The following is a 22,825-nucleotide window of genomic DNA, read 5'->3' on the forward strand; positions in this document are numbered from 1 at the left end:
GGAGCAAATATCGAAATGAAACGTATTGCTGTTTTAACCAGTGGAGGAGATGCCCCTGGAATGAATGCTGCTATCCGTGCAGTTGTTCGCCAAGCAATTTCTGAAGGAATGGAAGTATTTGGTATCTATAATGGATACGCTGGTATGGTTGCTGGTGATATCCATCAATTGGATGCTTCATCAGTTGGAGATATTATTTCTCGTGGTGGAACGATGCTTCATTCAGCTCGCTATCCTGAATTTGCTGAACGCGAAGGTCAATTAAAAGGGATCGAGCAGTTGAAGAAACATGGAATCGAAGGTGTTGTCGTTATCGGTGGTGATGGATCATACCACGGAGCGATGCGTTTGACTGAACATGGCTTCCCAGCTGTAGGACTTCCTGGAACAATTGATAATGATATCGTTGGTACAGATTTTACAATCGGGTTTGATACAGCAGTTACAACTGTTATGGACGCGATTGATAAGATCCGCGATACCTCATCTAGTCACCATCGTACTTTCGTTATCGAGGTAATGGGACGTAATGCCGGGGATATTGCCCTTTGGTCTGGTATTGCTTCTGGTGCGGATGAAATTATCATCCCAGAAGAAGGCTTTGCTATCGAAGATGTCGTTGAGAGCATCAAGAAGGGCTACGAAAAAGGTCGTACACACAACATCATCGTTCTTGCTGAAGGTGTGATGTCAGCTGCTGAATTTGGTAAAGCCTTGAAAGATGCTGGAGATACAAGCGATCTTCGTGTAACAGAACTTGGACATATCCAACGTGGTGGTTCACCAACTGCGCGTGACCGTGTTCTTGCTTCACGTTTGGGTGCACATGCTGTTAAGTTGTTGAAAGCTGGTATCGGTGGCGTAGCTGTTGGTATTCGCAATGAACAAATGGTGGAAAACCCAATTCTTGGTAGTGCAGAAGAAGGTGCCCTCTTTAGCTTAACTGAAGATGGTAAGATTAAAGTGAACAACCCTCACAAGGCTGACTTGAACCTTGCAGAGTTGAACCGTAGCTTATCTTCTATTTAATATTTATTTGTTAAAATTTGTCTAAAAAGACAGTGTATTTTAAAAGGAGTCATAGAAATCATGAACAAACGTGTAAAAATCGTTGCAACCTTAGGTCCTGCGGTAGAAATCCGTGGTGGTAAAAAATTCGGTGATGACGGATACTGGGGTGAAAAACTTGACGTTGAAGCATCAGCTAAAAACATTGCTCAATTGATCGAAGCTGGAGCAAACACTTTCCGTTTCAACTTCTCACACGGTGACCACCAAGAACAAGGTGACCGTATGGCTACTGTTAAACTTGCAGAAAAACTTGCAGGTAAAAAAGTTGGTTTCCTTCTTGATACAAAAGGTCCAGAAATCCGTACTGAATTGTTCGAAGGCGATGCTAAAGAGTACTCATATAAGACTGGTGAAAAAATCCGTGTTGCTACTAAACAAGGAATCAAATCAACTCGTGAAGTGATTGCCTTGAACGTTGCAGGTGCGCTTGACATCTATGATGACGTTGAAGTTGGTCGCCAAGTATTGGTTGACGATGGTAAATTGGGTCTTCGTGTTGTAGAAAAAGACGACGCAACTCGTGAATTCGTTTGTGAAGTTGAAAATGACGGTGTGATCGCTAAACAAAAAGGTGTGAACATTCCTAACACGAAAATTCCTTTCCCAGCTCTTGCTGAACGTGATAACGCTGATATCCGCTTCGGTTTGGAACAAGGTATCAACTTCATCGCGATTTCATTCGTACGTACTGCAAAAGACGTAAACGAAGTTCGTGCCATCTGTGAAGAAACTGGTAACGGTCACGTTCAATTGTTTGCTAAAATCGAAAACCAACAAGGTATCGATAACTTGGATGAAATTATTGAAGCTGCTGACGGTATCATGATTGCTCGTGGTGACATGGGTATCGAAGTACCATTCGAAATGGTTCCAGTTTACCAAAAAATGATCATCACAAAAGTGAACGCTGCTGGTAAAGTTGTTATCACTGCAACAAACATGCTTGAAACAATGACTGAAAAACCACGTGCAACTCGTTCAGAAGTATCTGACGTCTTCAACGCAGTTATCGACGGAACTGACGCTACTATGCTTTCAGGTGAGTCTGCAAATGGTAAATACCCACTTGAGTCTGTAACAACAATGGCAACTATTGACAAGAACGCTCAAACTCTTCTTAACGAATATGGACGTTTGAACTCAGATTCATTCGAACGTAATTCTAAGACAGAAGTTATGGCTTCAGCTGTTAAAGATGCTACAAACTCAATGGACATCAAATTGATTGTAACATTGACTAAGACTGGTCACACAGCACGTTTGATTTCTAAATACCGTCCAGATGCTGACATCTTGGCCTTGACATTTGACGAATTGACAGAGCGTGGATTGATGTTGAACTGGGGTGTTATCCCAATGTTGACTGAAGCTCCATCATCAACTGACGATATGTTCGAAATCGCAGAACGTAAAGCAGTAGAAGCAGGTCTTGTACAATCTGGTGACGATATCGTTATCGTTGCAGGTGTACCACTTGGCGAAGCTGTTCGTACAAACACAATGCGTATCCGTACAGTCCGTTAATCTAATCAATGAACAAACCTTGTTTTCTAAGTTTAAAGCTTGGAGACAAGGTTTTTCTTTTTAGAGCAATTTTCTGACAATTTGGGAATGTGGGCCTTTTTTATTGTCTAATAAAATGGTATAATGAAATGAGCTGAAAGGGGGGATAGGAATGTCGAAAAGGGATTTGATTCGGAATATTATCATCATTGGAATATTGGGCTTGGTACTCCTTACTTTGCGCCTATTTGTTTTTCAACCATTGTGGGTATCTGATCAAATGGCCAATGCCTCCGTTAAGAAAGATGATTTAGTATTAGCGACTAAAAAGGGGAAAATTGATCGAACGGACTTGGTCCTCTATCATGTAAAAGAGAAACAATATCTTGGACGTGTCATTGCGATAGAGAGCGATGAGGTCAGCTATGTGGATGATGTCTTTTATCTGAATGGTGTAGCTACAGCAGAGCCGTATTTGGACAAGATGAAGACCAAACATTTGGCTGCCCCAAGTGGCGATTATTTTACAAATGATTTTTTCTCTAGAGAACTCAAGGGAACCAAGGCTGGAAAAGTACCTAGTAATAGTTACTTAGTCCTAAATGATGATCGCAACAATACCAAAGACAGTCGTGAATTTGGTTATATTCAAGCAGATCAGATTGAGGGTGTTGTCGATTTCAGATTGTACCCTCTAAATAAATTTGGTTTTATTAAAGAAGAAGAATAGTCCATGAGGACTATTTTTTCTTACAAAATAGCTACTGCAGAAAGGAATTGCAGTAGCTTTTATTCTGGTTAGATTGAGGTAAAGAGTGCTATTTTTCTTGTTTACTGGTAATTTGGTGAAAGACCTTTTGCCAGTGTTCATGACGCCGCCAGAGACTGGTATGGATCTGGTTATTTAACTCATAGCGAATCAATTTGGTCTTTTGACTGATGGATTCGATTTCGAAATTCTTAAAGGGAATTTGATGTTCTTCCTGCAAACGGACCAGGTCCTCCTTGTGACTTTCTTGGCCATACTCATTGATGAGGGTGAAGTTGTCAGCCAGGAGGGTTTGGTATTCCTGTTGAGCCTGCAAACGTTCCTCATAGGTCTTTAATTTGAGAAGGACATTGTCCAAAATCTCATCTTCAGGGATAGAACTTGGCTCCACATGGACGTCAATGTCAAAGACCCCAAATTTTTCCTTGAGAAGGCGCTCGACCTCTTCGGTAATCGCATGGCTCTCATAAACAGAGAGGTCTGGATTCATTTCGATGACGACATCTAGGTAAATGTTGCTTCCATAGGTCCGTCCCCGTTGGGATTTGACCCGGCTGACCTTTGGCAATTCTAGAATGGCAGCCTTGTATTTATCAAGAAGACTTTCATCAAATCCATCTGAGAGGCTGAAGGAGGATTCAATGAAAATGTCGTAGGCAGTTTTTAGGATAAAGAAGGTGATGACAATGGCCACCAATTGGTCCACAATTGGATAGTTAAGAGCACTAGCTCCAATCGCAACAGAGGTTCCTAAAGAAGTGACCACATCAGACAGGTTATCTTTAGCAGCAGCATTGAGGGCCTTGGATTGGGCTTTCTTGGCTAAAGTGCGGTTATGAAGATAGACCGCAAACATGACAAGGGCTGACCCAACTCCAACAATGGCTCCTAAAGGATCAATAACAGTTGTTTCCCTGCTGAGAATTTTTTGAACCGTATCTCGTAGGACATCAAAGCCCACATAAAACATGATGATGGAAGTTACCAGGCTAGCTAGATCTTCAATCTTCCAATGACCAAATCGGTGGTCGCGGTCAGCTGGCTGGCGGGCCATGCGAATGCCGATGAGAAGGGCGACATTACTGATAATATCGGATAAGTTATTAAAACCATCCGCGACCAAACTGGAGGAGTGAAGCAGGTGGCCTGTTGCTAATTTGGCAGCGGAAAGAATCAGGTAGGCGACAATACTGATCAGGGCTCCACGTTCGGCTAGTTTTAAATTACTTTGTGATTGATTCACTTAGACCTCCTCCAGACTTCTGTAGATTTCCTCCTAAGCGACAAACTTGGATCGTTGTTGATGAGGAAATGTTCGTTCTTCTTAAGGCTTTATTATAGCCTTTTTGAGTGTAAAATTCAAATGATGCCAACTGTTTCCAAAAGGAGAAAGGGCGAAAATGTGGTATAATAGAACGATTGAATGAATGAGGAGTATGAGATGAATCCTTTATTGAATGGTATGAATGATCGCCAGGCAGAGGCGGTCCAAACGACAGAAGGTCCCCTCTTGATCATGGCGGGGGCAGGTTCTGGTAAGACACGTGTCTTGACCCATCGGATTGCTTACTTGATTGACGAAAAAATGGTCAATCCTTGGAATATCTTGGCTATTACCTTTACCAATAAGGCCGCTCGGGAGATGAAAGAGCGGGCTTATCAGTTGAATCCAGCAACCCAAGATTGCTTGATCGCCACCTTCCACTCCATGTGTGTGCGTATCCTTCGCTACGATGCGGATCACATTGGTTACAATCGTAACTTTACCATTGTTGATCCAGGTGAGCAACGAACACTGATGAAACGGATTCTCAAGCAGTTAAACTTGGATCCTAAGAAATGGAATGAACGAACCATTTTGGGAACTATATCCAATGCCAAGAATGACTTAATTGATGAAGTGGCTTATGCTGCCCAAGCGGGGGATATGTACACCCAGATCGTCGCCAAGTGCTATGAGGCTTACCAAAAGGAACTCCGTCAGTCAGAAGCGGTGGACTTTGATGATTTGATCATGTTGACCTTGCGTCTCTTTGACCAGCATCTTGATGTGCTGACCTATTACCAGCAGAAGTTCCAATACATCCATGTAGATGAGTACCAAGATACCAACCATGCCCAATACCAATTGGTCAAACTCTTAGCTTCTCGCTTTAAAAATATCTGTGTTGTTGGGGATGCTGACCAGTCTATTTATGGCTGGCGGGGAGCAGACATGCAAAATATTCTCGACTTTGAAAAGGATTATCCCGATGCCAAGGTCGTCTTGTTAGAGGAAAATTATCGCTCCACTAAAACCATCCTACAAGCAGCTAACGATGTGATCAAAAACAATCGGAACCGCCGTCCGAAGAATCTCTGGACCCAAAATGCTGACGGGGAAGAGATTGTCTACTACCGGGCTAATGACGAGCAGGATGAAGCGGTCTTTGTTGCTAAAACGATTGAAGAGCTTAGTCGCGAAGCTGGCTACAAACACCGTGATTTTGCCGTTCTCTACCGGACCAATGCTCAGTCCCGGACCATTGAAGAAGCGCTGCTCAAGTCTAACATTCCCTACACCATGGTAGGGGGCACCAAGTTCTACAGCCGGAAGGAAATTCGGGATATCATTGCTTATCTAAACTTGATTGCCAACCTTAGTGACAATATCAGTTTTGAGCGCATTATCAATGAACCCAAGCGGGGAATCGGGCCAGGTACAGTGGATAAGATTCGTGACTTTGCTCAAATGCAAGAGTCCTCACTTCTAGATGCTTCGGCTAATATCATGCTCTCAGGCATCAAAGGAAAGGCTGCCCAAGCCATCTGGGACTTTGCCAATCTCATTCTTGATTTGAGAGAAAGATTGGACCAGCTGACCATTACAGAATTGGTCGAAGAAGTCCTTGACAAGACAGGCTATATGACAGCCCTAACCAATCAGGGAAATTTGGAAAGTCAGGCCCGCATCGAGAATATCCAAGAGTTCCTATCTGTTACCAAGAATTTTGATGAAAACGGAGAGACCGTCGAAGACGAATCAGGTGTGGAGACCCTGAGTCGCTTCTTGAACGATTTGGCTTTGATTGCCGATACAGATGATGGAGCTCAAGAGACCTCAGAAGTCACCTTGATGACCCTTCACGCGGCTAAAGGATTGGAGTTTCCAGTCGTCTTCTTGATTGGGATGGAAGAAAATGTCTTTCCTCTTAGTCGAGCAGCTGAGGATCCGGATGAATTGGAAGAAGAGCGTCGCCTAGCATATGTAGGAATCACGCGGGCAGAGAAGGTTCTTTTCTTGACCAATGCCAACTCTCGTTTGCTCTTTGGACGGACCAGCTACAACCGCCCGACGCGTTTCATCAATGAAATTAGCTCGGATTTATTGACCTACCAGGGCTTGGCCCGTCCAGCCAACACTAGCTTTAAGGCTTCTTATAGCAATGGAGGCGGAACAACCTTTGGAAAAGGAATGAGCCTGTCACAAGCCCTTCAAGAGCGCAAGAGACAAGCAGCTCCAAGTGCCCTCACGTCATCAAGCCTCCCCTTTGGCAATAGCAACCGTTCTAGCACCAAAGAAAGTGTCGCTTGGGCCATTGGTGATATTGCCATTCACAAGAAGTGGGGCGAAGGAACTGTCCTAGAAGTCTCTGGTAGTGGCAATACCCAAGAGCTCAAGATCAACTTCCCAGAAGTGGGTCTCAAAAAACTCTTGGCCAGTGTCGCTCCGATTGAGAAGAAATAAACTAAAGCCAGTAAGCCTAACTTGATGGTTTTGTCCTTTTATCAACTTCCCTTAGGTGAGGGCGGACGGTAGCGACTTCCTTTGGGATTCCATACCTTAGATTTGAGCCTTCCGTCTCAAATCTACCGAGCAGGAGAAACAAATCTGTTTCTCCTGCTTTTCTCACAGCGGGAAGTTTTAATGGACATCGTTCTGCTTTAACAAATCCTCTCATTTACTCTATTCATTGCCATAAACTTGATTGTGGAGGGAAATAGTAGGAGCAAGCCTCGTTTGCTGGTTTTGATTTTACAGGTGGCATGATATAATATACTAAGAATAGAGAAAGAGGCATGCTATGAACGAAATCAAGTGTCCCAACTGTGGGGAAGTTTTTACAGTTAATGAAAGTCAATACAGCGAGCTCTTGTCACAGGTACGGACAGCGGAGTTTGACAAGGAAATTCATGAGCGGATTCGGCAAGAGTTGGCTTTGGCTGAGCAAAAGGCCCTTAATGAGCAACAAGAGAAGTTAGCTAAGAAGGATCAAGAAATTGCCCAGTTACAAAACCAGATTCAACAGTTTGATACTGAAAAAGAATTGGCTAAAAAAGAGGTGGAGCAAACGGCTAGCCAAAGCCTGCTAGAGAAAGAAAAAGAAGTGCAAGCACTGGAGAATCAGTTGGCTACCTTGCGCTTGGAGCATGAGAACCAACTGCAAAAGACGCTTTCTAATTTGGAGAAGGAGCGTGATCAGGTACAAAACCAATTGCTCCTTCAAGAGAAGGAAAATGAACTGTCCCTAGCTTCTGTTAAACAAAATTATGAAGCCCAGCTAAAGGCGGCCAATGAACAGGTCGAGTTCTACAAGAATTTCAAGGCCCAACAATCTACAAAAGCTATCGGTGAAAGTCTGGAGCAGTATGCGGAAAGTGAATTCAACAAGGTTCGCAGTTTTGCCTTCCCAAATGCCTATTTTGAAAAGGACAACAAGGTCTCTGCACGTGGGTCTAAAGGTGACTTTATCTTCCGCGAGTGTGATGAAAATGGAGTGGAGATTATCTCCATCATGTTTGAGATGAAGAATGAAGCCGACGGGACCGAGAAGAAGCATAAGAATGCGGATTTCTACAAGGAATTGGACAAGGACCGTCGAGAAAAGAACTGTGAATATGCGGTTTTGGTGACCATGCTTGAGGCAGATAATGACTACTTCAACACAGGGATTGTCGATGTTAGCCACGAGTATGAGAAGATGTATGTGGTGCGTCCTCAGTTCTTTATCCAGATCATTGGGCTCCTGCGTAATGCGGCCCTCAATTCCCTCAAATACAAGCAGGAATTGGCGCTTGTTCGTGAACAAAATATCGACATCACCCACTTTGAAGAAGACCTGGATGCTTTCAAAGTTGCCTTTGCTAAGAACTACAACTCAGCTTCCGTCAACTTCGGTAAGGCCATCGATGAAATTGACAAGGCTATTAAACGGATGGAAGAAGTTAAGAAGTTCTTGACTACATCAGAAAATCAACTTCGTCTTGCTAACAACAAGTTGGATGATGTTTCCGTTAAAAAATTGACACGGAAAAATCCAACCATGAAGGCTAAGTTTGATGCCTTGAAGGAAGAATAGGAGAATCCTATGCAGATACGAAAAGCAACCATGAAAGATGCTGAAGCCCTACTGTCTCTATACGAAGACTTGGGCTATCCAACGACCGCTTCTAAGCTGTCTCGACGTTTAGAAATGATTCTTTCTCAGCCGCATTATGGCTGTCTTTTAGCTGAAAGAAACGGAGAAATTTTAGGTTTCTTAGGTTATGCAAAGCTCTTCTTTTTTGAAGCAGATGGATCTTACTATCGTATTTTGGCTTTGTCAGTTGCAAAAGAAACAAGACGACAAGGAATTGCTAGTAGGCTAATCGATGAATTGAAAAAACAAGCAGTAAAAGAAGGAGTTAAGGCACTGGCTCTAAATAGTGGATTAACCGCTGAACGAAATACTGCACATCAGTTTTATCAGGCAGTTGGATTTGAAAAAGTGACTGCTGGCTTTGCCTTGCATTTAAAAACTCAACATGAATAAATCATGAAAAAATAGTAGAGGGAACGAAGTAATGTCTTCAACAAAAGGGAAAACCTTATATTTTAACGAAAAGACCATGGACTATGTAACATTTGGTAAAGGTAAGCAGCCATTAGTGATCATACTAGGCTTGGGGGATGGGCTTCAGACCGTTAAAGGAAAGGCCCAGCTCTTTTCCCTCTCTTATCGTCTACTTGCTAAGTGTTATAAAATCTATGTTTTTTCTCGAATCAATGAGTTGAGGCAGGGCTATACGACGCGGGATATGGCAGCAGATGTAGCAGAAGCAATGGAGGCGCTGAACTTAGATACAGCCTATGTCATGGGGATTTCACAAGGTGGAATGATTGCCCAATGGTTGGTGGCGGATTTCCCTGAAAAGGTACAAAAGATCATTTTAGCTGTGACCACTGCAAAACCTAGTCAACTTGCTAGAGAACGAATTGAGCATTGGCAAAAACTTAGTCAATCTGGAAATTTTAAGCATCTCATGCTGGATATTGCAAAGCATTCCTATACGCAAAAGAGCTATCAAAAGTGGCGGTTGCTTTATAATATTATGGGTCGCTTGGGGCGAATCAAAGATGAAAATAGAATAGCCATTCAGTCTCAGTCTTGCCTGGAACATAATAGCCGTGAGGTCTTAAAGGAAATTCAGTGTCCAACCTTTGTCCTTGGTGCGCTTGAAGATGATGTGATTGGTGTGGACGGATCCAAGGAACTGGCAAAAGCGATTTCGGGTTGTCAGCTCCTTATTCTAAAGCATTCTGGGCATGCTCTTTATGAAGAAAATAAAGCATTTCAAGAGGCTGTCTGTGGATTCTTAAACTAAAAAACGCTGGAAAAATTTCCAGCGTTTTTATTTAAATCGCAAAGAGATCGTTTAGGTTTTCAGCCATGGTTGGGTGGGTAAAGATTTGTTTTGCAATGTAAGTATAAGGGATCTTGTTGTCCATGGCCATGGTGATCAGGTTGATGATTTCGCCTGCAGCTTCTCCAAAGAGTGTCACTCCAAGAATTTCTTTAGTTTCTGGGTTGACCACGGCTTTGAAGGCACCTCGAAGGTCTGCATTGACATGTCCACGAGGCATGGCAGCAACTGGCAATTCTTTAACAGCAACTGGAAGTCCTTTGTCACGCGCTTCTTGTTCGGTCAAGCCGACTTGGGCAAGTGGAGGAGCAATAAAGAGTGTTGTCGCATAATTTCTACGAGTTTCAAGGTTGTAGCTACCATCGCCTGTAAGGTAGTTGAAGACAATGCGGAAGTCATCGAGCGACATGTAGGTGAACTGTGGACCACCATTGACATCCCCAACTGCAAAGACACCAGAGACGCTGGTTTCCAAATGACGGTTGACTTGGATCGCTCCACGATCAGTGACTTGGATGTCTGTGTTTTCAAGACCAAGACCAGCTGTGTTTGGCTTACGACCTGTTGCGTAGAGAAGGATATCAAACTCGAAGTCTCCTTTATCGGTTACAAGGGTTAAGCTAGCTTCACCATCCTTGATTTCTTGGGTATGAACACCTTGCAAGAACTGAATGCCATCTTCTTCCAGGTAGCCTTTTGCAAGAGCTGCAATGCTTGGCTCAATCCGTGGCAAGAATGCTTCAGAGGCGTCTAATACTGTAACTTGGCTACCCAAGGTATTGTAGAGATGGGCAAATTCCAATCCGATTGGTCCACCGCCAAGAACACCCAGGCGTTTTGGTAGGTTTTCCAACCGTTGAATACCGGTTGAATCCACAGCAAATTTACTTTCAGCTAGCCCCGGAATTGGAAGGATAGTTGGCACTGCACCAGTATTAATAATAATGGTTTCAGCTGTCAATTCTTCTTTTTCCTCACCAGCTTGAATTTCGATGACCTTGTTGGAAACGAAACGAGCAGTTGCATCGATAATGTCCACACCTGTTCCAGCAATGGTTGCGTAGTTCTTGCCGTTGAGACGAGTGGTGACCGCATTCTTTTCACTCATAGCTTGTTCAAAATCCAAGCCTTTTTCCGCTGCAACAATCAAGGTCTTAGTGGGAATACAAGCGATATTGATACAAGTACCACCATACATAGACTTGCTCTTTTCAATCAGAGCGACTTTTTTCCCTTGGCTTGATAATTTCGCTGCAAGTGTTTTACCAGCTTTACCAAATCCAATAACAATAACATCATACATTAACATATGTTACACCTTCTTTCGTTTTCTATTGTATCAAACCCATTTTAAAAAGTCTGAAATCTGCTACGGGATTTTTTTGAAGCTCATGGGAAGAGGGAACAGAGACAAGAAGTCTCGTTTCATGGTATAATAAAGGGTCGGTGACTAGGGTGATCACACATGAGCTAGAAAGAGCAAATCAGATAGACGGAATTATCAATGTAAAAAAAGAAGCAGGGATGACTTCACATGATGTGGTCTTTAAACCGCGAAAAATCCTAGGAACCAAGAAGATTGGCCATGGGGGAACGCTGGATCCAGATGTAGTGGGAGTGCTTCCGATTGCAGTTGTCCAAGGCGCCAGATTCGAAAGATGGTAAGGCTAAACTAATCGCCCAAGCTCAAGCTATAAAAGATATCGTGTTCAATAAAGAAATAAACGACTACTTCGATACTGCCGAACCCGAAAATAAGCTAGCTCGAATCATGTTTTCTTATTACGGAGCCCTCAATGCTCAGCTAAAAGGAGATGAAGCTCGTGCCCGTAGTTTGTTTGAAAGCATCGCCCATGAAAATCCAGAGCTTTTCTATGTTCAGGAAGCTCAGAAATATTTAGGAGTTGAAAACTGATGTCAGAACGTACTACTTTACCGATTGGGAGTGTTGTTCGGGTGAGAGAAGGTGTGGAGCCTGTCATGATTGTTAATCATTGTCCAGATACTAATAAGCAGAGGCAAAAATGAAACTAGGACCATTTGGATTGGGCTTATTAATAGGGGGGTAAAACATGGAAATACAATTAAAATTACGTGGAAACTCAGAAGGATTTATCCTTGAGTCAAAATTACCTGATGATGAACATTGGACTGAAAGAATTGAAATCGTTCAAGAAGATGAAGGTTATCGTCTATATGCAAAAGATGTAGAAATTCTAGTCTTGAAAGTATCAGAATTCATTTCTAAGAAGAAAAGAATAGTCGCAAGAGGGTTAAATAAGGATTTGATTTATTTTGAAGAAGAAAGATTTGACCATTTATGGGAACAAGCATACTGGCATGGAGTTTTTCAATTTAATTTAAATAACTATGAAATGACGTGTGTAGGTTCAGGTAGTAAAGGAGATATTTCACCTGTCACAAAAGATGGCATTCCGATTGCCGTTTATGCTGCAAGTAATATTGCAATTGCTGGAAAGAGAAATTTTTCTCTCTATACTGAAAATATTGACGAAATTGACAATTTACTGATGTTTTACGTAATTGATTATATTAGGGGATATGACTTTTTAGATATTGATTCTTTATCTGCAAGATATCGTTTCTTTTATCAATTCACTAATCGCTCAGCTCTAACGAAGGAACATTTAGATATGCTTCCAGAGGCTAGAAAACCTTCTAAGTTAGAGGCGTTTATCATTTATTTTTTATCAGCCTTCTTTGTTGTGGGTATCAGTTTGGTATCATTACGCCCTTTGTTCGCATTTTTAGTAGCAATACTGATACATTTTATTTATACTATCATAAAGAATTGGAGAGACAGAGGTGAATAGTAGGGTATTTACCTACAGATTTGTTATTGATGCTGGATTAAAAAGTAATCTTAAAAAAGGTGCCAATAGCCTGATCAAAAGCATGAGAGGATGGTTTAAATGATACTGGAACGAATGAAAAAAACTTTATTAACCACATGATGAGAAAGGAAATCAGAAAGCAAGACATGAATGGTATTATCAACTTAAAAAAAGAAGCAGGCATGACCTCGCATGATGCGGTTTTTAAACTGCGTAAGATTTTAGGAACCAAGAAAATCGGTCACGGTGGTACCTTAGATCCGGATGTGGTGGGAGTGCTTCCGATTGCAGTTGGAAAAGCAACTCGTATGGTCGAATTTATGCAAGATGAAGGCAAGGTCTATGAGGGAGAAATCACTTTGGGATTTTCTACGACGACAGAGGATGCCAGTGGGGAAGTCATAGAGCGGACCCCAGTGGAAGCACCTTTAGATGCAGCAGAGGTGGATCGCATGATTGCCCAGATGGTGGGAGAAATCGAGCAGGTACCGCCTATGTATTCAGCGGTCAAGGTCAATGGACGTAAGCTCTATGAATATGCACGGGCAGGAGAAGAAGTGGAACGGCCTGTCCGGCAGGTAACCATTTATGACTTTAGGCGCACTAGTGAGATTAGCTATGAAGAAGGACTAGCCCGTTTTCGCTTCCGAGTCAAATGCAGCAAGGGAACCTATATCCGGACCTTGTCGGTGGATTTGGGTCAAAAACTGGGTTATGCAGCCCATATGTCTCATCTGACCCGAACCAGTGCTGCCGGTTTGTCATTGGATGATGCCTTGACCCTGGAAGAGATTGCTGAAAAAGTAGGGCAAGGAGATTTGAGCTTCCTTCATCCACTTGAGATTGGAACCGGGGATCTGGAAAAAGTAGAGCTGACTGTTGAAGAAGTTGGCGAAGTCCAAGTGGGACGCTTTATTCCAGTTGAGAGCGAAGCCAGAGAGTTAGCTGCGTTTTACCAAGGGAAATTGGTAGCCATTATGGAAAAAAGGGAAGAACTTTACAAACCTCGCAAGGTTTTTCTGACAGAAAGTGTGTTACAATAAATTTATGAACATTTGTTATGTAACTAGTGAAAAAGAAATAAAAGCTCAAGCAGATACCGTTCTTGTCTTGGGCTATTTTGACGGTCTCCATCGAGGGCACCAGGAGCTCTTTCGGACAGCTCGCATCATTGCCGATGAGCAAGGACTTCGAGTAGCTGTTTTAACCTTTCCAGAATCTCCAAAGCTGGCTTTTGCCCGTTACCAACCAGAACTACTCCTCCATCTCCAAAATCCGGAGGAGCGCTTTAAACGAATGGAAGAACTGGGAGTCGATGATCTATATCTTATCGATTTTACCAGTGATTTTGCGGCTCATACGGCCCAAGAATTCGTTGTGACCTATCTAACTGCACTTCGGGCGCGTGTCCTAGTGGCAGGCTTTGATTATAGCTTTGGTAGCGATAAGAAAGTAGCTAGTGATCTAGAAACCTATTTTAAAGGCCAAGTCATCGTCGTTCCACCTGTCCTAGACCAGGACGAAAAAATCAGCTCAACCCGTATTCGGCAGGCCATTGCATCAGGTCAGGTTAAAGAAGCAGCTGATCTTTTAGGCTATCCCTTATCCAGTCGTGGCATTGTAGTCCATGGGGATGCACGAGGTCGCACCATTGGTTTTCCAACAGCCAATCTGGCGCCTATCGATCGCACCCATCTCCCTCAAGATGGTGTTTATGTCGTCGAAGTAGAAGTGCTAGGAAAACGTCACCGGGGGATGGCTTCTGTAGGGAAAAACTCGACCTTTGATGGGACGGAACTTCGCTTTGAAGCCAATATCTTTGATTTTTCAAAAGATATTTATGGACATACGATTCGGATTTTTTGGTTAGACAAGATTCGAGAAATGGTCAAATTTGACAGTGTAGAAGCCCTCGTCAAGCAACTGCATCAGGACGAGATCCTGGCTCGTCAATGGACCAGATAATTTTTGTTAGAAATTCTCCCTTAAGGGGAGAATTTTCTTTGTCTAAATTAAAAAATCACTATGCAAGCGCGGAATAATTTTGTATAATAGAGTCAGCTAAGTGTGTCCAAAAAAGAAGAGAAGAACATGATTACATTATTTTTGTCTCCGAGTTGTACATCCTGTCGAAAGGCCCGGGCTTGGTTAGAAAAACATGAAGTTCCTTTTAAGGAACACAATATTATGACGAGTCCTTTAACAACTGAGGAGTTGCGTAATATTTTAGCTCTAACTGAGAACGGTACAGACGATATTATTTCAACTCGTTCTAAAATTTTTCAGAAGTTAAATGTTGATGTAGAGGATTTATCGATTTCTGCTTTGATCAAGTTGATTGAGGAAAATCCTAGTCTTTTGCGTCGCCCAATTATTCTAGACAAGAAACGGATGCAAATCGGTTTTAATGAGGATGAAATCCGTGCATTTCTCCCTCGAGGATATCGTAAGGAAGAGTTAAGATCTGCTACACTAAGAGCGGAGATCCATTAATATGAATAAGAATTATAGTTACCCACTCGATTTATCGTGGAGCACTGAAGAGCTTGCTTCGGTGCTTTCTTTTTTTAATCAGGTTGAACAAGCCTACGAACAAAAGGCAGATGCCCGCATCTACCTAGAAGCCTATAAGGCCTTTAAGAGAGTTGTCCCAAGTATTGGCGAAGAAAAGCGTCTGGGCAAAGAATTTGAAGAGGTCAGTGGCTACTCACTTTATCGCGCAACCAAAGTTGCGAAAGAAAAAGGGGAAGGATGGTTTTCGATTGATCAATAAATTAGAATTTGCTAAGACCATTGTCAAAGAAGCAGGAAGCTATCTTAGAGAACACCTGCATGATCAGCTAGCAATCACAGTCAAAACAAATCCGACGGATTTGGTGACTCAAATGGACCAAGAAGTGCAAGCAACCTTGGTTGGCAAGATTTTAGAAGCCTATCCAGAAGACCATATTTTTGCGGAAGAGGATGACCTTCGTGCACCTATTCGTTCCGGTAAGGTCTGGGTGATTGATCCCATTGATGGGACCAATAATTTTGTGACCCAAAAAGAAGACTTTGCCGTTATGGTCGCCTATTTTGAAGAAGGGATTGGCCAGTTTGGATTGATCTATGATGTCATGCGAGATCATCTCTTTTTTGGTGGAAAGGATTTTGGGGTCTTTTGCAATGAGAAAGAACTGAAACCCTTTCAAAATCGTCCCCTTAGTGATTTATTAGTGGCTTCCAATGTTGGCATGCTCAAGTCCAACGCTTGGGGCATGGCGGATCTGGGGGCAGAATGCTTAGGAATTCGGGTCTATGGGAGTGCTGGTATCAGCTTTACCAAGATTTTATCCGGTGGTATTTTAGGCTACTTCAGCTATATCTGGCCATGGGACTATGCAGCAGCTGCGATTATGGGTGAATGCCTAGGATACTCAGTCTTGACCTTGGAAGGAAAAGAACCCAACTATGAGACTTTGGAGCCCATCATGATGGTGCCAACTTGTAAATTAGATGAGATTCAACCCTTTTTGAAGAAAGGAACACACGCATGACCTTTCCTCAAGGATTTAAAGAAAAATATGATCAACTACTTGGAGAGGAGGCTGAGGCCTTCTTTCAAACCTTTGAAGAGCCGGCCGTATCTGCCTATCGGACTAATCCATTAAAGGCGGAGCAAATCAGTGGAGATGACCCTATTCCAGGCATGCCTTGGAGTTACTATGGCAAGGTGTCGGGTAAATCCGTTGCCCATGTCACTGGACTGGTCTATTCGCAAGAACCGGCTGCCCAAATGGTAGCCCAAGTAGCCCATCCAAAACCAGGTATGAAGGTCTTGGATCTTGCGGCAGCACCGGGTGGCAAGGCGACCCACTTGCTCTCTTATTTAGACAATCAAGGACTCCTTGTTTCCAATGAAATCCATAAGGGCCGCTCCAAGATTCTGGTTGAGAATGTCGAACGTTTTGGAGCCCGCAATGTCGTGGTGACCAATGAATCAGCCGATCGCTTGGCTAAGGTTTTCCCAGCCTATTTTGATTTGATTGTTTTGGACGCACCATGCTCTGGTGAAGGAATGTTTCGAAAGCAGCCAGATGCTATGGACTATTGGCATCCTGATTATCCAGTCCAATGTGCTGGTCTCCAGAGAGAAATCTTAACAGATGCCCTCAAAATGCTGGCCCCAGGGGGGCAGCTGGTTTATTCGACTTGTACCTGGGCACCAGAAGAAAACGAAGAAATTGTTTCTTGGCTCTTAGACGAATATGAGCTGGAATTGCTACCGATTGAAAAAATCAATGGCATGGTAGAAGGGATCGGCCATCCCGAAACAGCCCGTATGTATCCCCATCATTTCAAAGGGGAAGGGCAATTTGTAGCCAAATTCCTTTATCAGGGAGAGCCTGAAGTCAAGAAGATCAAGGAAGGCCGTTCCAATCTAACGGCTGAGCAGAAGAAGTTGTGGCAAGCTTTTGCCAAGGACTGCTTGGCCATGGACTTGGAGGGCCTCTACCAATGTTTTGGAGATCAGCTTTATCTCCTGCCGGTTGGACTTCCTGATTTGAAAAAGGTCAAGATTGCTCGCAATGGCTTGCATCTTGGAACCTTTAAGAAAAATCGCTTTGAACCTAGCTTTGCTTTGGGCTTAGCTCTGAAGCCAGATCAAGTGAAGAAAGCGGTCAGCTTATCGGATCAAGACTTCATCAAGTACGTAGCTGGGGAGACCATTCAACTGGATCATGACTATAGCAATGGATGGTATCAGGTCTTAGCTGGAGGCAATGGTTTAGGCTTTGCTAAAGTAACTGGCCGGACCTTGAAAAATTTCTTTCCAAAAGGTTTGAGATTTAGATAAATTATTAGGAAATGCGGTCTTTCTATGTTATAGTGGAAATAGAGTGATTCTTGCTAGAATACTAGAAGATGACCAAGTGTTTAGAGATAAAATTTAAACGATATTTGATTATGATTCAAGGAGACTTACATTGAATAAATGCAAAAAGCTAGTCCTTGGGCTAGCAACAGTAGCACTTGCAGCTTCTCTATCTGCCTGTGCATCTTGGATTGACCGTGGAGAAGCGATTACAGCTGTTGGATCGACAGCTCTACAACCCTTAGTTGAAGGGGTAGTAGATCGTTATATTGAAGAACATCCCGGTAAGATTGTCAATGTCCAAGGGGGAGGATCTGGTACAGGTCTGTCTCAGGTCCAATCAGGAGCCGTCGACATTGGAAATAGTGACCTCTTTGCAGAGGAAAAAGATGGCATCGATGCTTCTAGCTTGGTAGACCATCAAGTGGCAGTAGCGGGAACAGCCATCATTGCTAATAAGAATATTTCTGTTGACGATTTAACAACCGAACAATTGCGTAAGATTTTTACTGGTGAATATACCAACTGGAAGCAATTGGGTGGTGAGGACCTGGAAATTACCATCGTGAACCGGGCAGTAGGATCTGGTAGCCGTGCTGTGTTTGATGATATCATCATGAATGGGAAAGATCCAAAACAGGCTCAAGAACAAGATTCAAATGGAATGGTGAAAAACATTGTTTCCCAGACTCCAGGTGCCATTTCTTATTTGGCCTTTACCTACGTGGATGATAGTGTTAAAACCATGAAGTTAAATGGCTATGAACCAACTAAGGAAAACGTGGTGAACAATAACTGGCCAATCTGGTCTTACGAACATATGTATACCAAGGGAGAGCCTAGTAAATTGGCTAAGAAATTCTTGGATTACATGATGACAGATGAGGTCCAGCAGGAAATCGTTGGTAAGATGGGCTATATCCCAATCAATGATATGAAAGTCAGCCGTGATCTTAACGGTAACATTACGAAGAAATAAGAAGAATTAGGTAAAACATGAACGAAGTAGCAAAAAAAATGCTCGCAAAGTCCAATAATTCTCGGTTGGAAAAATTTGGTAAAACCATTACTTTCTGCTGTATGAGTTTGATTGTCTTTGTCGTAGCTTTGATTTTGATTTTTGTAGCCCAAAAGGGATTATCGACCTTCTTTGTCAACAAGGTCAATGTCTTTAGTTTCCTTTTCGGATCCACATGGAATCCATCAGGGAAAGAATTTGGGGCTTTGCCAATGATCTTGGGTTCCTTCATTGTAACCCTTTTGTCTGCCTTGGTGGCGACACCTTTTGCCATCGGTGCGGCAGTCTTCATGACAGAAGTTTCTCCTAAGGGAGCTCGCCTCTTACAACCAGCTATTGAATTGTTGGTAGGGATTCCTTCTGTTGTATACGGATTTATTGGTTTGCAAGTGGTGGTTCCATTTGTTCGTTCCATCTTTGGTGGGACAGGATTTGGGATCTTGTCAGGGGTCTTTGTCCTCTTTGTCATGATCCTTCCAACTGTGACCTTTATGACAACTGACAGCTTACGGGCAGTGCCTCGTCACTATCGGGAAGCGAGTATGGCTATGGGAGCGACTCGTTGGCAAACGATTTGGCATGTCACCTTAAAGGCGGCTCGCTCAGGTATTTTTACGGCAGTTGTCTTTGGAATGGCGCGTGCCTTTGGTGAAGCCTTGGCTATTCAGATGGTAGTCGGAAACTCAGCGGTTGTTCCAACATCTTTAACAACTCCAGCTTCCACCTTGACCTCTATCTTGACCATGGGTATCGGAAATACGGTTATGGGAACTGTTAACAACAACGTTCTCTGGTCACTTGCCTTGGTGCTCTTGCTGATGAGTTTGGCATTCAACAGCGTTATCAAATTGATCACGAAAGAAAGAGGTAAGAAGAACTATGCACGCTAAAAAAATAGATAAGATAGCGACAGGGGTTCTCTATGCAATTGCTGGAATTATTGTCACTATTCTTGCTTCTTTGATTCTCTATATCCTGGTTAGAGGGTTGCCGCATGTGTCTTGGACCTTCTTGACCAGCAAATCCTCTTCTTACCAAGCAGGTGGAGGGATTGGGATTCAGCTCTATAATTCCTTCTTCCTCTTAGTCATTACCTTGATTATTTCCTTCCCACTTTCATTAGGGGCAGGGATCTACTTATCAGAGTATGCCAAGAAGGGCCCATTGACCAATTTGGTTCGGACCTGTATTGAGATCCTGTCTTCTCTACCATCGGTCGTAGTCGGTCTCTTTGGTTACTTGGTCTTTGTAGTGCAGTTCCAATATGGCTTCTCGATTATTTCTGGAGCCTTGGCCTTGACGGTCTTTAACCTGCCACAGATGACTCGAAACATTGAAGATAGTTTGCAAAATGTCCACCATACACAAAGGGAAGCCGGTCTTGCACTTGGAATTTCTCGTTGGGAAACCGTGATTCACGTGGTGGTACCTGAAGCTTTACCAAGTATCATTACGGGTGTTGTACTAGCTTCTGGACGGATTTTTGGGGAAGCAGCGGCCTTGATTTATACAGCTGGTCAGTCTGCCCCAGCCTTGGATTGGAGTAACTGGAACCTCTTTAGTGTGACCAGTCCGATCTCTATTTTCCGTCAAGCAGAAACACTAGCAGTCCACATTTGGAAGGTCAATAGTGAAGGTACCATTCCAGATGCGATTGAAGTATCCGCTGGATCGGCAGCAGTTTTGTTGATCTTCATTTTGATTTTCAACTTTGGAGCGCGTAAGCTCGGTACTTACCTCCATAAGAAATTAACCTCAGCATAAAAGGAGAAGAAATGTCAAAGTACAATTGGGATGAGAAACATATCATTACTTTTCCTGAAGAAAAAGTGGTCCTTTCGACCAAAGACTTGCATGTCTACTATGGTTCAAATGAATCCATCAAGGGCGTGGATATGCAGTTTGAGAAGAATAAAATCACAGCTTTGATTGGTCCTTCTGGATCTGGAAAGTCCACTTATCTTAGAAGTTTGAACCGGATGAACGATACCATTGATATTGCGCGTGTGACTGGTGAGATCTGGTATGAAGGGATCGACGTCAACCGTCCTGATATCAATGTCTATGAAATGAGAAAGCATATTGGGATGGTCTTTCAACGACCAAATCCGTTTGCCAAGTCAATCTACCGCAATATTACCTTCCCTCACGAACGGGCAGGAGTCAAAGACAAGAAGGTCCTGGACGAAATCGTAGAAAAATCCTTGAAGCAAGCAGCCCTCTGGGATCAGGTTAAGGATGACTTGCACAAGTCCGCATTGACCCTCTCAGGTGGTCAACAGCAACGCCTCTGTATTGCCCGTGCGATCTCTGTGAAACCAGAGATTTTGCTTATGGATGAGCCAGCTTCAGCCTTGGATCCTATCGCGACTGCTCAGTTGGAAGAAACCATGCTGGAGTTGAAGAAGGACTATACGATTATCATCGTGACCCACAGCATGCAACAGGCTGCTCGTGCCAGCGATTATACAGGATTCTTCTATCTAGGCGATTTGATCGAGTATGATAAAACAGCCAATATTTTCCAAAATGCAAAACTACAATCAACCAACGACTATGTGTCTGGTCACTTTGGATAGGAATTGGCAACTTAGAAACAACATAAGGATGAAAACATGACAGAACCAATTTTGCAAGTCAAGGACTTGTCGGTTTATTACAATAAGAAAAAGGCACTGAATAGTGTGTCACTGGATTTCACCCCTAAAGAAATCACGGCTTTAATCGGTCCTTCTGGATCTGGGAAGTCTACCTTGCTCAAGGCTATTAACCGGATGGGAGATTTGAACCATGAGGTGACGACGACAGGAACCGTCATCTACAATGGTCACAATATCTATAGTCCACGGACTGATACGGTGGAGCTCCGTAAGGAAATCGGGATGGTTTTCCAACAACCCAACCCCTTCCCAATGTCTATCTATGACAATGTCACCTATGGACTCATGATTAATGGAATCAAGGACAAGCAAGTCTTGGATGAAGCGGTCGAAACCTCTTTAAAAAACGCTTCTATTTGGGATGAGGTCAAGGATCGCCTTCATGATTCAGCAATCGGGCTTTCAGGGGGGCAACAACAACGGGTTTGTGTGGCGCGTGTATTAGCAACCAGTCCAAAGATTATCCTCTTGGATGAGCCAACCTCAGCCTTGGATCCGATTTCTGCTGGAAAGATTGAAGAAACGCTTTATGGGTTGAAGGATCGTTATACCATGCTCTTAGTGACGCGCTCTATGCAACAAGCCAGTCGGATCTCGGATAGAACGGCCTTTTTCTTGGATGGGGACCTCATCGAGTATGATGACACCTCAAAAATCTTCTTGAACCCTGCTCGTAAGGAAACAGAAGATTATGTATCAGGGAAGTTTGGATAAGAAAGGGAAAGTAAATGTTACGCGTACAATTTGAAGAAGATTTAGAAAAACTTCATAACCAGTTTTATGCTATGGGAAATGAAGTCTTGACCCAGATTAATCGCACGGTTCGAGCTTTTGTCACTCATGACCGGGATCTGGCACGTCAGGTGATCGAAGATGATGCAGAGATTAATGAATATGAAGTGAAGTTGGAGCGCAAATCCTTTGAGATGATTGCCCTTCAACAACCGGTTTCTCAGGACCTTCGGATGGTTATGACAGTCTTAAAAGCTGTGTCTGACGTCGAACGTATGGGAGACCACGCGGTATCTATCGCTCGTGCAACCATCCGTATGAAGGGGGAACTTCGTAGTAAGGTTGTAGAAGAAGAAATTAGCAAAATGGGTCGAGAAGTCAAAGACTTTGTTGAAGCAACCTTGGAGCTCTACTTAAAAGGGGATGTTGAAACGGCCTATGAAGTAGCGACTCGCGATGAAAAGATTAATGAGTATTATGATCGTATTCAAGAGTTGGCAACGGAAGAAATCAAGCATAATCCTGACTTGATTATCACTGGGCGTGATTACTTCCAAGTCATCAACTACTTGGAGCGTATTGGTGATTACGCTAAAAATATCTGTGAGTGGGTTGTCTACTTCGAAACTGGAAAAATTGTGGAATTATAAGAAAAGTAAGTCTGAGGTCATGATCTCAGACTTTTGTCTTTTTGTAGAC

Annotated in this window: 24 protein-coding genes and 1 pseudogene; 23 read left to right on the plus strand and 2 right to left on the minus strand. The window is 43.1% G+C overall.

Annotated features, from left to right (window positions below; all coding sequences use genetic code 11):
* Positions 1-15 precede the first annotated feature (15 nt).
* The 3 genes from pfkA (at position 16) to lepB (ending at position 3,304) form a co-directional block, all read left to right on the plus strand.
* Positions 16-1,029, plus strand: coding sequence for a 6-phosphofructokinase (gene pfkA, locus ADF75_RS07410; protein ID WP_048689104.1), 1,014 nt, complete (start codon positions 16-18; stop codon positions 1,027-1,029).
* Positions 1,030-1,089: 60 nt separating this feature from the next.
* Positions 1,090-2,595 (plus strand): pyruvate kinase, encoded by a 1,506-nt coding sequence (pyk, locus tag ADF75_RS07415; protein WP_048689107.1) that lies wholly within the window; start codon positions 1,090-1,092, stop codon positions 2,593-2,595.
* A 151-nt stretch (positions 2,596-2,746) separates the two neighbouring features.
* Positions 2,747-3,304, plus strand: a complete 558-nt coding sequence (gene lepB / locus ADF75_RS07420; protein ID WP_048689111.1) for a signal peptidase I — start codon at positions 2,747-2,749, stop codon at positions 3,302-3,304.
* An 88-nt stretch (positions 3,305-3,392) separates the two neighbouring features.
* Here the strand turns inward: lepB and ADF75_RS07425 are convergent, their stop codons facing one another.
* Positions 3,393-4,586 carry a cation diffusion facilitator family transporter gene (locus ADF75_RS07425; protein WP_048689114.1) on the minus strand — a complete coding sequence of 398 codons (1,194 nt, stop codon included), beginning with the start codon at positions 4,584-4,586 and terminating at the stop codon, positions 3,393-3,395.
* A 198-nt stretch (positions 4,587-4,784) separates the two neighbouring features.
* Here ADF75_RS07425 and pcrA point away from each other — a divergent pair, with 198 nt between their 5' ends.
* From pcrA to ADF75_RS07450, 4 genes are all read left to right on the plus strand, one after another.
* Positions 4,785-7,070, plus strand: coding sequence for a DNA helicase PcrA (gene pcrA, locus ADF75_RS07430; RefSeq protein WP_048789679.1), 2,286 nt, complete (start codon positions 4,785-4,787; stop codon positions 7,068-7,070).
* 337 nt (positions 7,071-7,407) lie between these two features.
* Positions 7,408-8,682, plus strand: coding sequence for a DUF2130 domain-containing protein (locus ADF75_RS07440; protein WP_048789667.1), 1,275 nt, complete (start codon positions 7,408-7,410; stop codon positions 8,680-8,682).
* A gap of 9 nt (positions 8,683-8,691) precedes the next feature.
* On the plus strand, positions 8,692-9,135 hold the full coding sequence (locus ADF75_RS07445; protein WP_048789668.1) for a GNAT family N-acetyltransferase: 444 nt from the start codon (positions 8,692-8,694) through the stop codon (positions 9,133-9,135).
* 31 nt (positions 9,136-9,166) lie between these two features.
* Positions 9,167-9,967 carry an alpha/beta fold hydrolase gene (locus ADF75_RS07450; RefSeq protein WP_048789669.1) on the plus strand — a complete coding sequence of 267 codons (801 nt, stop codon included), beginning with the start codon at positions 9,167-9,169 and terminating at the stop codon, positions 9,965-9,967.
* A gap of 31 nt (positions 9,968-9,998) precedes the next feature.
* Here the strand turns inward: ADF75_RS07450 and ADF75_RS07455 are convergent, their stop codons facing one another.
* Complete coding sequence (locus tag ADF75_RS07455; protein ID WP_048789670.1) at positions 9,999-11,315, minus strand: FAD-containing oxidoreductase; 1,317 nt, start codon at positions 11,313-11,315, stop codon at positions 9,999-10,001.
* Positions 11,316-11,494: 179 nt separating this feature from the next.
* Between ADF75_RS07455 and truB (ADF75_RS10315) the strand changes: the two are divergent.
* The 16 genes and pseudogenes from truB (ADF75_RS10315) to phoU all read left to right on the plus strand — a co-directional run.
* Positions 11,495-11,656 (plus strand): annotated as a pseudogene (gene truB, locus ADF75_RS10315) (tRNA pseudouridine(55) synthase TruB); the annotation flags it as partial.
* Positions 11,634-11,921 carry a hypothetical protein gene (locus ADF75_RS07460; protein WP_239665210.1) on the plus strand — a complete coding sequence of 96 codons (288 nt, stop codon included), beginning with the start codon at positions 11,634-11,636 and terminating at the stop codon, positions 11,919-11,921. The pseudogene truB (ADF75_RS10315) and the gene ADF75_RS07460, both read left to right, overlap by 23 nt.
* Positions 11,921-12,034, plus strand: a complete 114-nt coding sequence (locus ADF75_RS10610) for a DUF4176 domain-containing protein (protein WP_239665211.1) — start codon at positions 11,921-11,923, stop codon at positions 12,032-12,034. The genes ADF75_RS07460 and ADF75_RS10610 overlap by 1 nt, the downstream gene beginning before the upstream one ends.
* A 44-nt stretch (positions 12,035-12,078) precedes the next feature.
* Positions 12,079-12,840, plus strand: coding sequence for a hypothetical protein (locus ADF75_RS07465; RefSeq protein WP_048789671.1), 762 nt, complete (start codon positions 12,079-12,081; stop codon positions 12,838-12,840).
* A gap of 167 nt (positions 12,841-13,007) precedes the next feature.
* A complete protein-coding gene (gene truB / locus ADF75_RS07470; protein WP_048789672.1) occupies positions 13,008-13,904 on the plus strand; it encodes a tRNA pseudouridine(55) synthase TruB in 897 nt (298 codons plus the stop codon).
* Positions 13,905-13,908: 4 nt separating this feature from the next.
* Positions 13,909-14,826 carry a bifunctional riboflavin kinase/FAD synthetase gene (locus ADF75_RS07475; RefSeq protein ID WP_048789673.1) on the plus strand — a complete coding sequence of 306 codons (918 nt, stop codon included), beginning with the start codon at positions 13,909-13,911 and terminating at the stop codon, positions 14,824-14,826.
* A gap of 126 nt (positions 14,827-14,952) precedes the next feature.
* On the plus strand, positions 14,953-15,354 hold the full coding sequence (locus ADF75_RS07480) for a Spx/MgsR family RNA polymerase-binding regulatory protein (RefSeq protein ID WP_040803090.1): 402 nt from the start codon (positions 14,953-14,955) through the stop codon (positions 15,352-15,354).
* Between the two features lies 1 nt (position 15,355).
* On the plus strand, positions 15,356-15,634 hold the full coding sequence (locus ADF75_RS07485; RefSeq protein WP_048789674.1) for a UPF0223 family protein: 279 nt from the start codon (positions 15,356-15,358) through the stop codon (positions 15,632-15,634).
* Positions 15,624-16,397 (plus strand): inositol monophosphatase family protein, encoded by a 774-nt coding sequence (locus ADF75_RS07490; RefSeq protein ID WP_048789675.1) that lies wholly within the window; start codon positions 15,624-15,626, stop codon positions 16,395-16,397. The genes ADF75_RS07485 and ADF75_RS07490 overlap by 11 nt, the downstream gene beginning before the upstream one ends.
* Entirely contained in the window at positions 16,394-17,698 is a 1,305-nt protein-coding gene (locus ADF75_RS07495) for an RsmF rRNA methyltransferase first C-terminal domain-containing protein (RefSeq protein WP_048789676.1), read from the plus strand. Before ADF75_RS07490 ends, ADF75_RS07495 begins: the two co-directional genes overlap by 4 nt.
* 130 nt (positions 17,699-17,828) lie before the next feature.
* Positions 17,829-18,695 carry a phosphate ABC transporter substrate-binding protein PstS family protein gene (locus tag ADF75_RS07500; RefSeq protein WP_048789677.1) on the plus strand — a complete coding sequence of 289 codons (867 nt, stop codon included), beginning with the start codon at positions 17,829-17,831 and terminating at the stop codon, positions 18,693-18,695.
* A 17-nt stretch (positions 18,696-18,712) separates the two neighbouring features.
* A complete protein-coding gene (gene pstC, locus ADF75_RS07505; protein ID WP_006596571.1) occupies positions 18,713-19,624 on the plus strand; it encodes a phosphate ABC transporter permease subunit PstC in 912 nt (303 codons plus the stop codon).
* The gene (gene pstA, locus ADF75_RS07510; RefSeq protein ID WP_006596570.1) at positions 19,614-20,498 is read left to right on the plus strand and encodes a phosphate ABC transporter permease PstA; all 885 of its coding nucleotides are present in this window, start codon (positions 19,614-19,616) and stop codon (positions 20,496-20,498) included. The genes pstC and pstA overlap by 11 nt, the downstream gene beginning before the upstream one ends.
* Before the next feature lie 11 nt (positions 20,499-20,509).
* A complete protein-coding gene (pstB, locus tag ADF75_RS07515; protein WP_048689960.1) occupies positions 20,510-21,313 on the plus strand; it encodes a phosphate ABC transporter ATP-binding protein PstB in 804 nt (267 codons plus the stop codon).
* Between the two features lie 36 nt (positions 21,314-21,349).
* Entirely contained in the window at positions 21,350-22,108 is a 759-nt protein-coding gene (gene pstB / locus ADF75_RS07520; protein ID WP_048689957.1) for a phosphate ABC transporter ATP-binding protein PstB, read from the plus strand.
* A gap of 14 nt (positions 22,109-22,122) precedes the next feature.
* Positions 22,123-22,776, plus strand: a complete 654-nt coding sequence (gene phoU / locus ADF75_RS07525; protein ID WP_006596567.1) for a phosphate signaling complex protein PhoU — start codon at positions 22,123-22,125, stop codon at positions 22,774-22,776.
* Positions 22,777-22,825: the final 49 nt, after the last annotated feature.

It is taken from the genome of Streptococcus sp. 1171_SSPC (assembly GCF_001069335.1).
Taxonomy (GTDB): domain Bacteria; phylum Bacillota; class Bacilli; order Lactobacillales; family Streptococcaceae; genus Streptococcus; species Streptococcus xiaochunlingii.

Bases quoted from the DNA above. Each gene is read 5' to 3' on its own strand.
- ADF75_RS07445 (WP_048789668.1), top strand. From the start codon at position 8,692: ATGCAGATACGAAAAGCAACCATGAAAGATGCTGAAGCCCTACTGTCT.
- ADF75_RS07475 (WP_048789673.1), top strand. From the start codon at position 13,909: ATGAACATTTGTTATGTAACTAGTGAAAAAGAAATAAAAGCTCAAGCA.
- ADF75_RS07465 (WP_048789671.1), top strand. From the start codon at position 12,079: ATGGAAATACAATTAAAATTACGTGGAAACTCAGAAGGATTTATCCTT.
- ADF75_RS07485 (WP_048789674.1), top strand. From the start codon at position 15,356: ATGAATAAGAATTATAGTTACCCACTCGATTTATCGTGGAGCACTGAA.
- ADF75_RS07495 (WP_048789676.1), top strand. From the start codon at position 16,394: ATGACCTTTCCTCAAGGATTTAAAGAAAAATATGATCAACTACTTGGA.
- truB (WP_048789672.1), top strand. From the start codon at position 13,008: ATGAATGGTATTATCAACTTAAAAAAAGAAGCAGGCATGACCTCGCAT.
- lepB (WP_048689111.1), top strand. From the start codon at position 2,747: ATGTCGAAAAGGGATTTGATTCGGAATATTATCATCATTGGAATATTG.
- pstA (WP_006596570.1), top strand. From the start codon at position 19,614: ATGCACGCTAAAAAAATAGATAAGATAGCGACAGGGGTTCTCTATGCA.
- pfkA (WP_048689104.1), top strand. From the start codon at position 16: ATGAAACGTATTGCTGTTTTAACCAGTGGAGGAGATGCCCCTGGAATG.
- ADF75_RS07450 (WP_048789669.1), top strand. From the start codon at position 9,167: ATGTCTTCAACAAAAGGGAAAACCTTATATTTTAACGAAAAGACCATG.
- ADF75_RS10610 (WP_239665211.1), top strand. From the start codon at position 11,921: ATGTCAGAACGTACTACTTTACCGATTGGGAGTGTTGTTCGGGTGAGA.
- pstC (WP_006596571.1), top strand. From the start codon at position 18,713: ATGAACGAAGTAGCAAAAAAAATGCTCGCAAAGTCCAATAATTCTCGG.
- ADF75_RS07455 (WP_048789670.1), bottom strand. From the start codon at position 11,315: ATGTTAATGTATGATGTTATTGTTATTGGATTTGGTAAAGCTGGTAAA.
- pyk (WP_048689107.1), top strand. From the start codon at position 1,090: ATGAACAAACGTGTAAAAATCGTTGCAACCTTAGGTCCTGCGGTAGAA.
- ADF75_RS07440 (WP_048789667.1), top strand. From the start codon at position 7,408: ATGAACGAAATCAAGTGTCCCAACTGTGGGGAAGTTTTTACAGTTAAT.
- pstB (WP_048689957.1), top strand. From the start codon at position 21,350: ATGACAGAACCAATTTTGCAAGTCAAGGACTTGTCGGTTTATTACAAT.
- phoU (WP_006596567.1), top strand. From the start codon at position 22,123: ATGTTACGCGTACAATTTGAAGAAGATTTAGAAAAACTTCATAACCAG.
- pcrA (WP_048789679.1), top strand. From the start codon at position 4,785: ATGAATCCTTTATTGAATGGTATGAATGATCGCCAGGCAGAGGCGGTC.
- pstB (WP_048689960.1), top strand. From the start codon at position 20,510: ATGTCAAAGTACAATTGGGATGAGAAACATATCATTACTTTTCCTGAA.
- ADF75_RS07480 (WP_040803090.1), top strand. From the start codon at position 14,953: ATGATTACATTATTTTTGTCTCCGAGTTGTACATCCTGTCGAAAGGCC.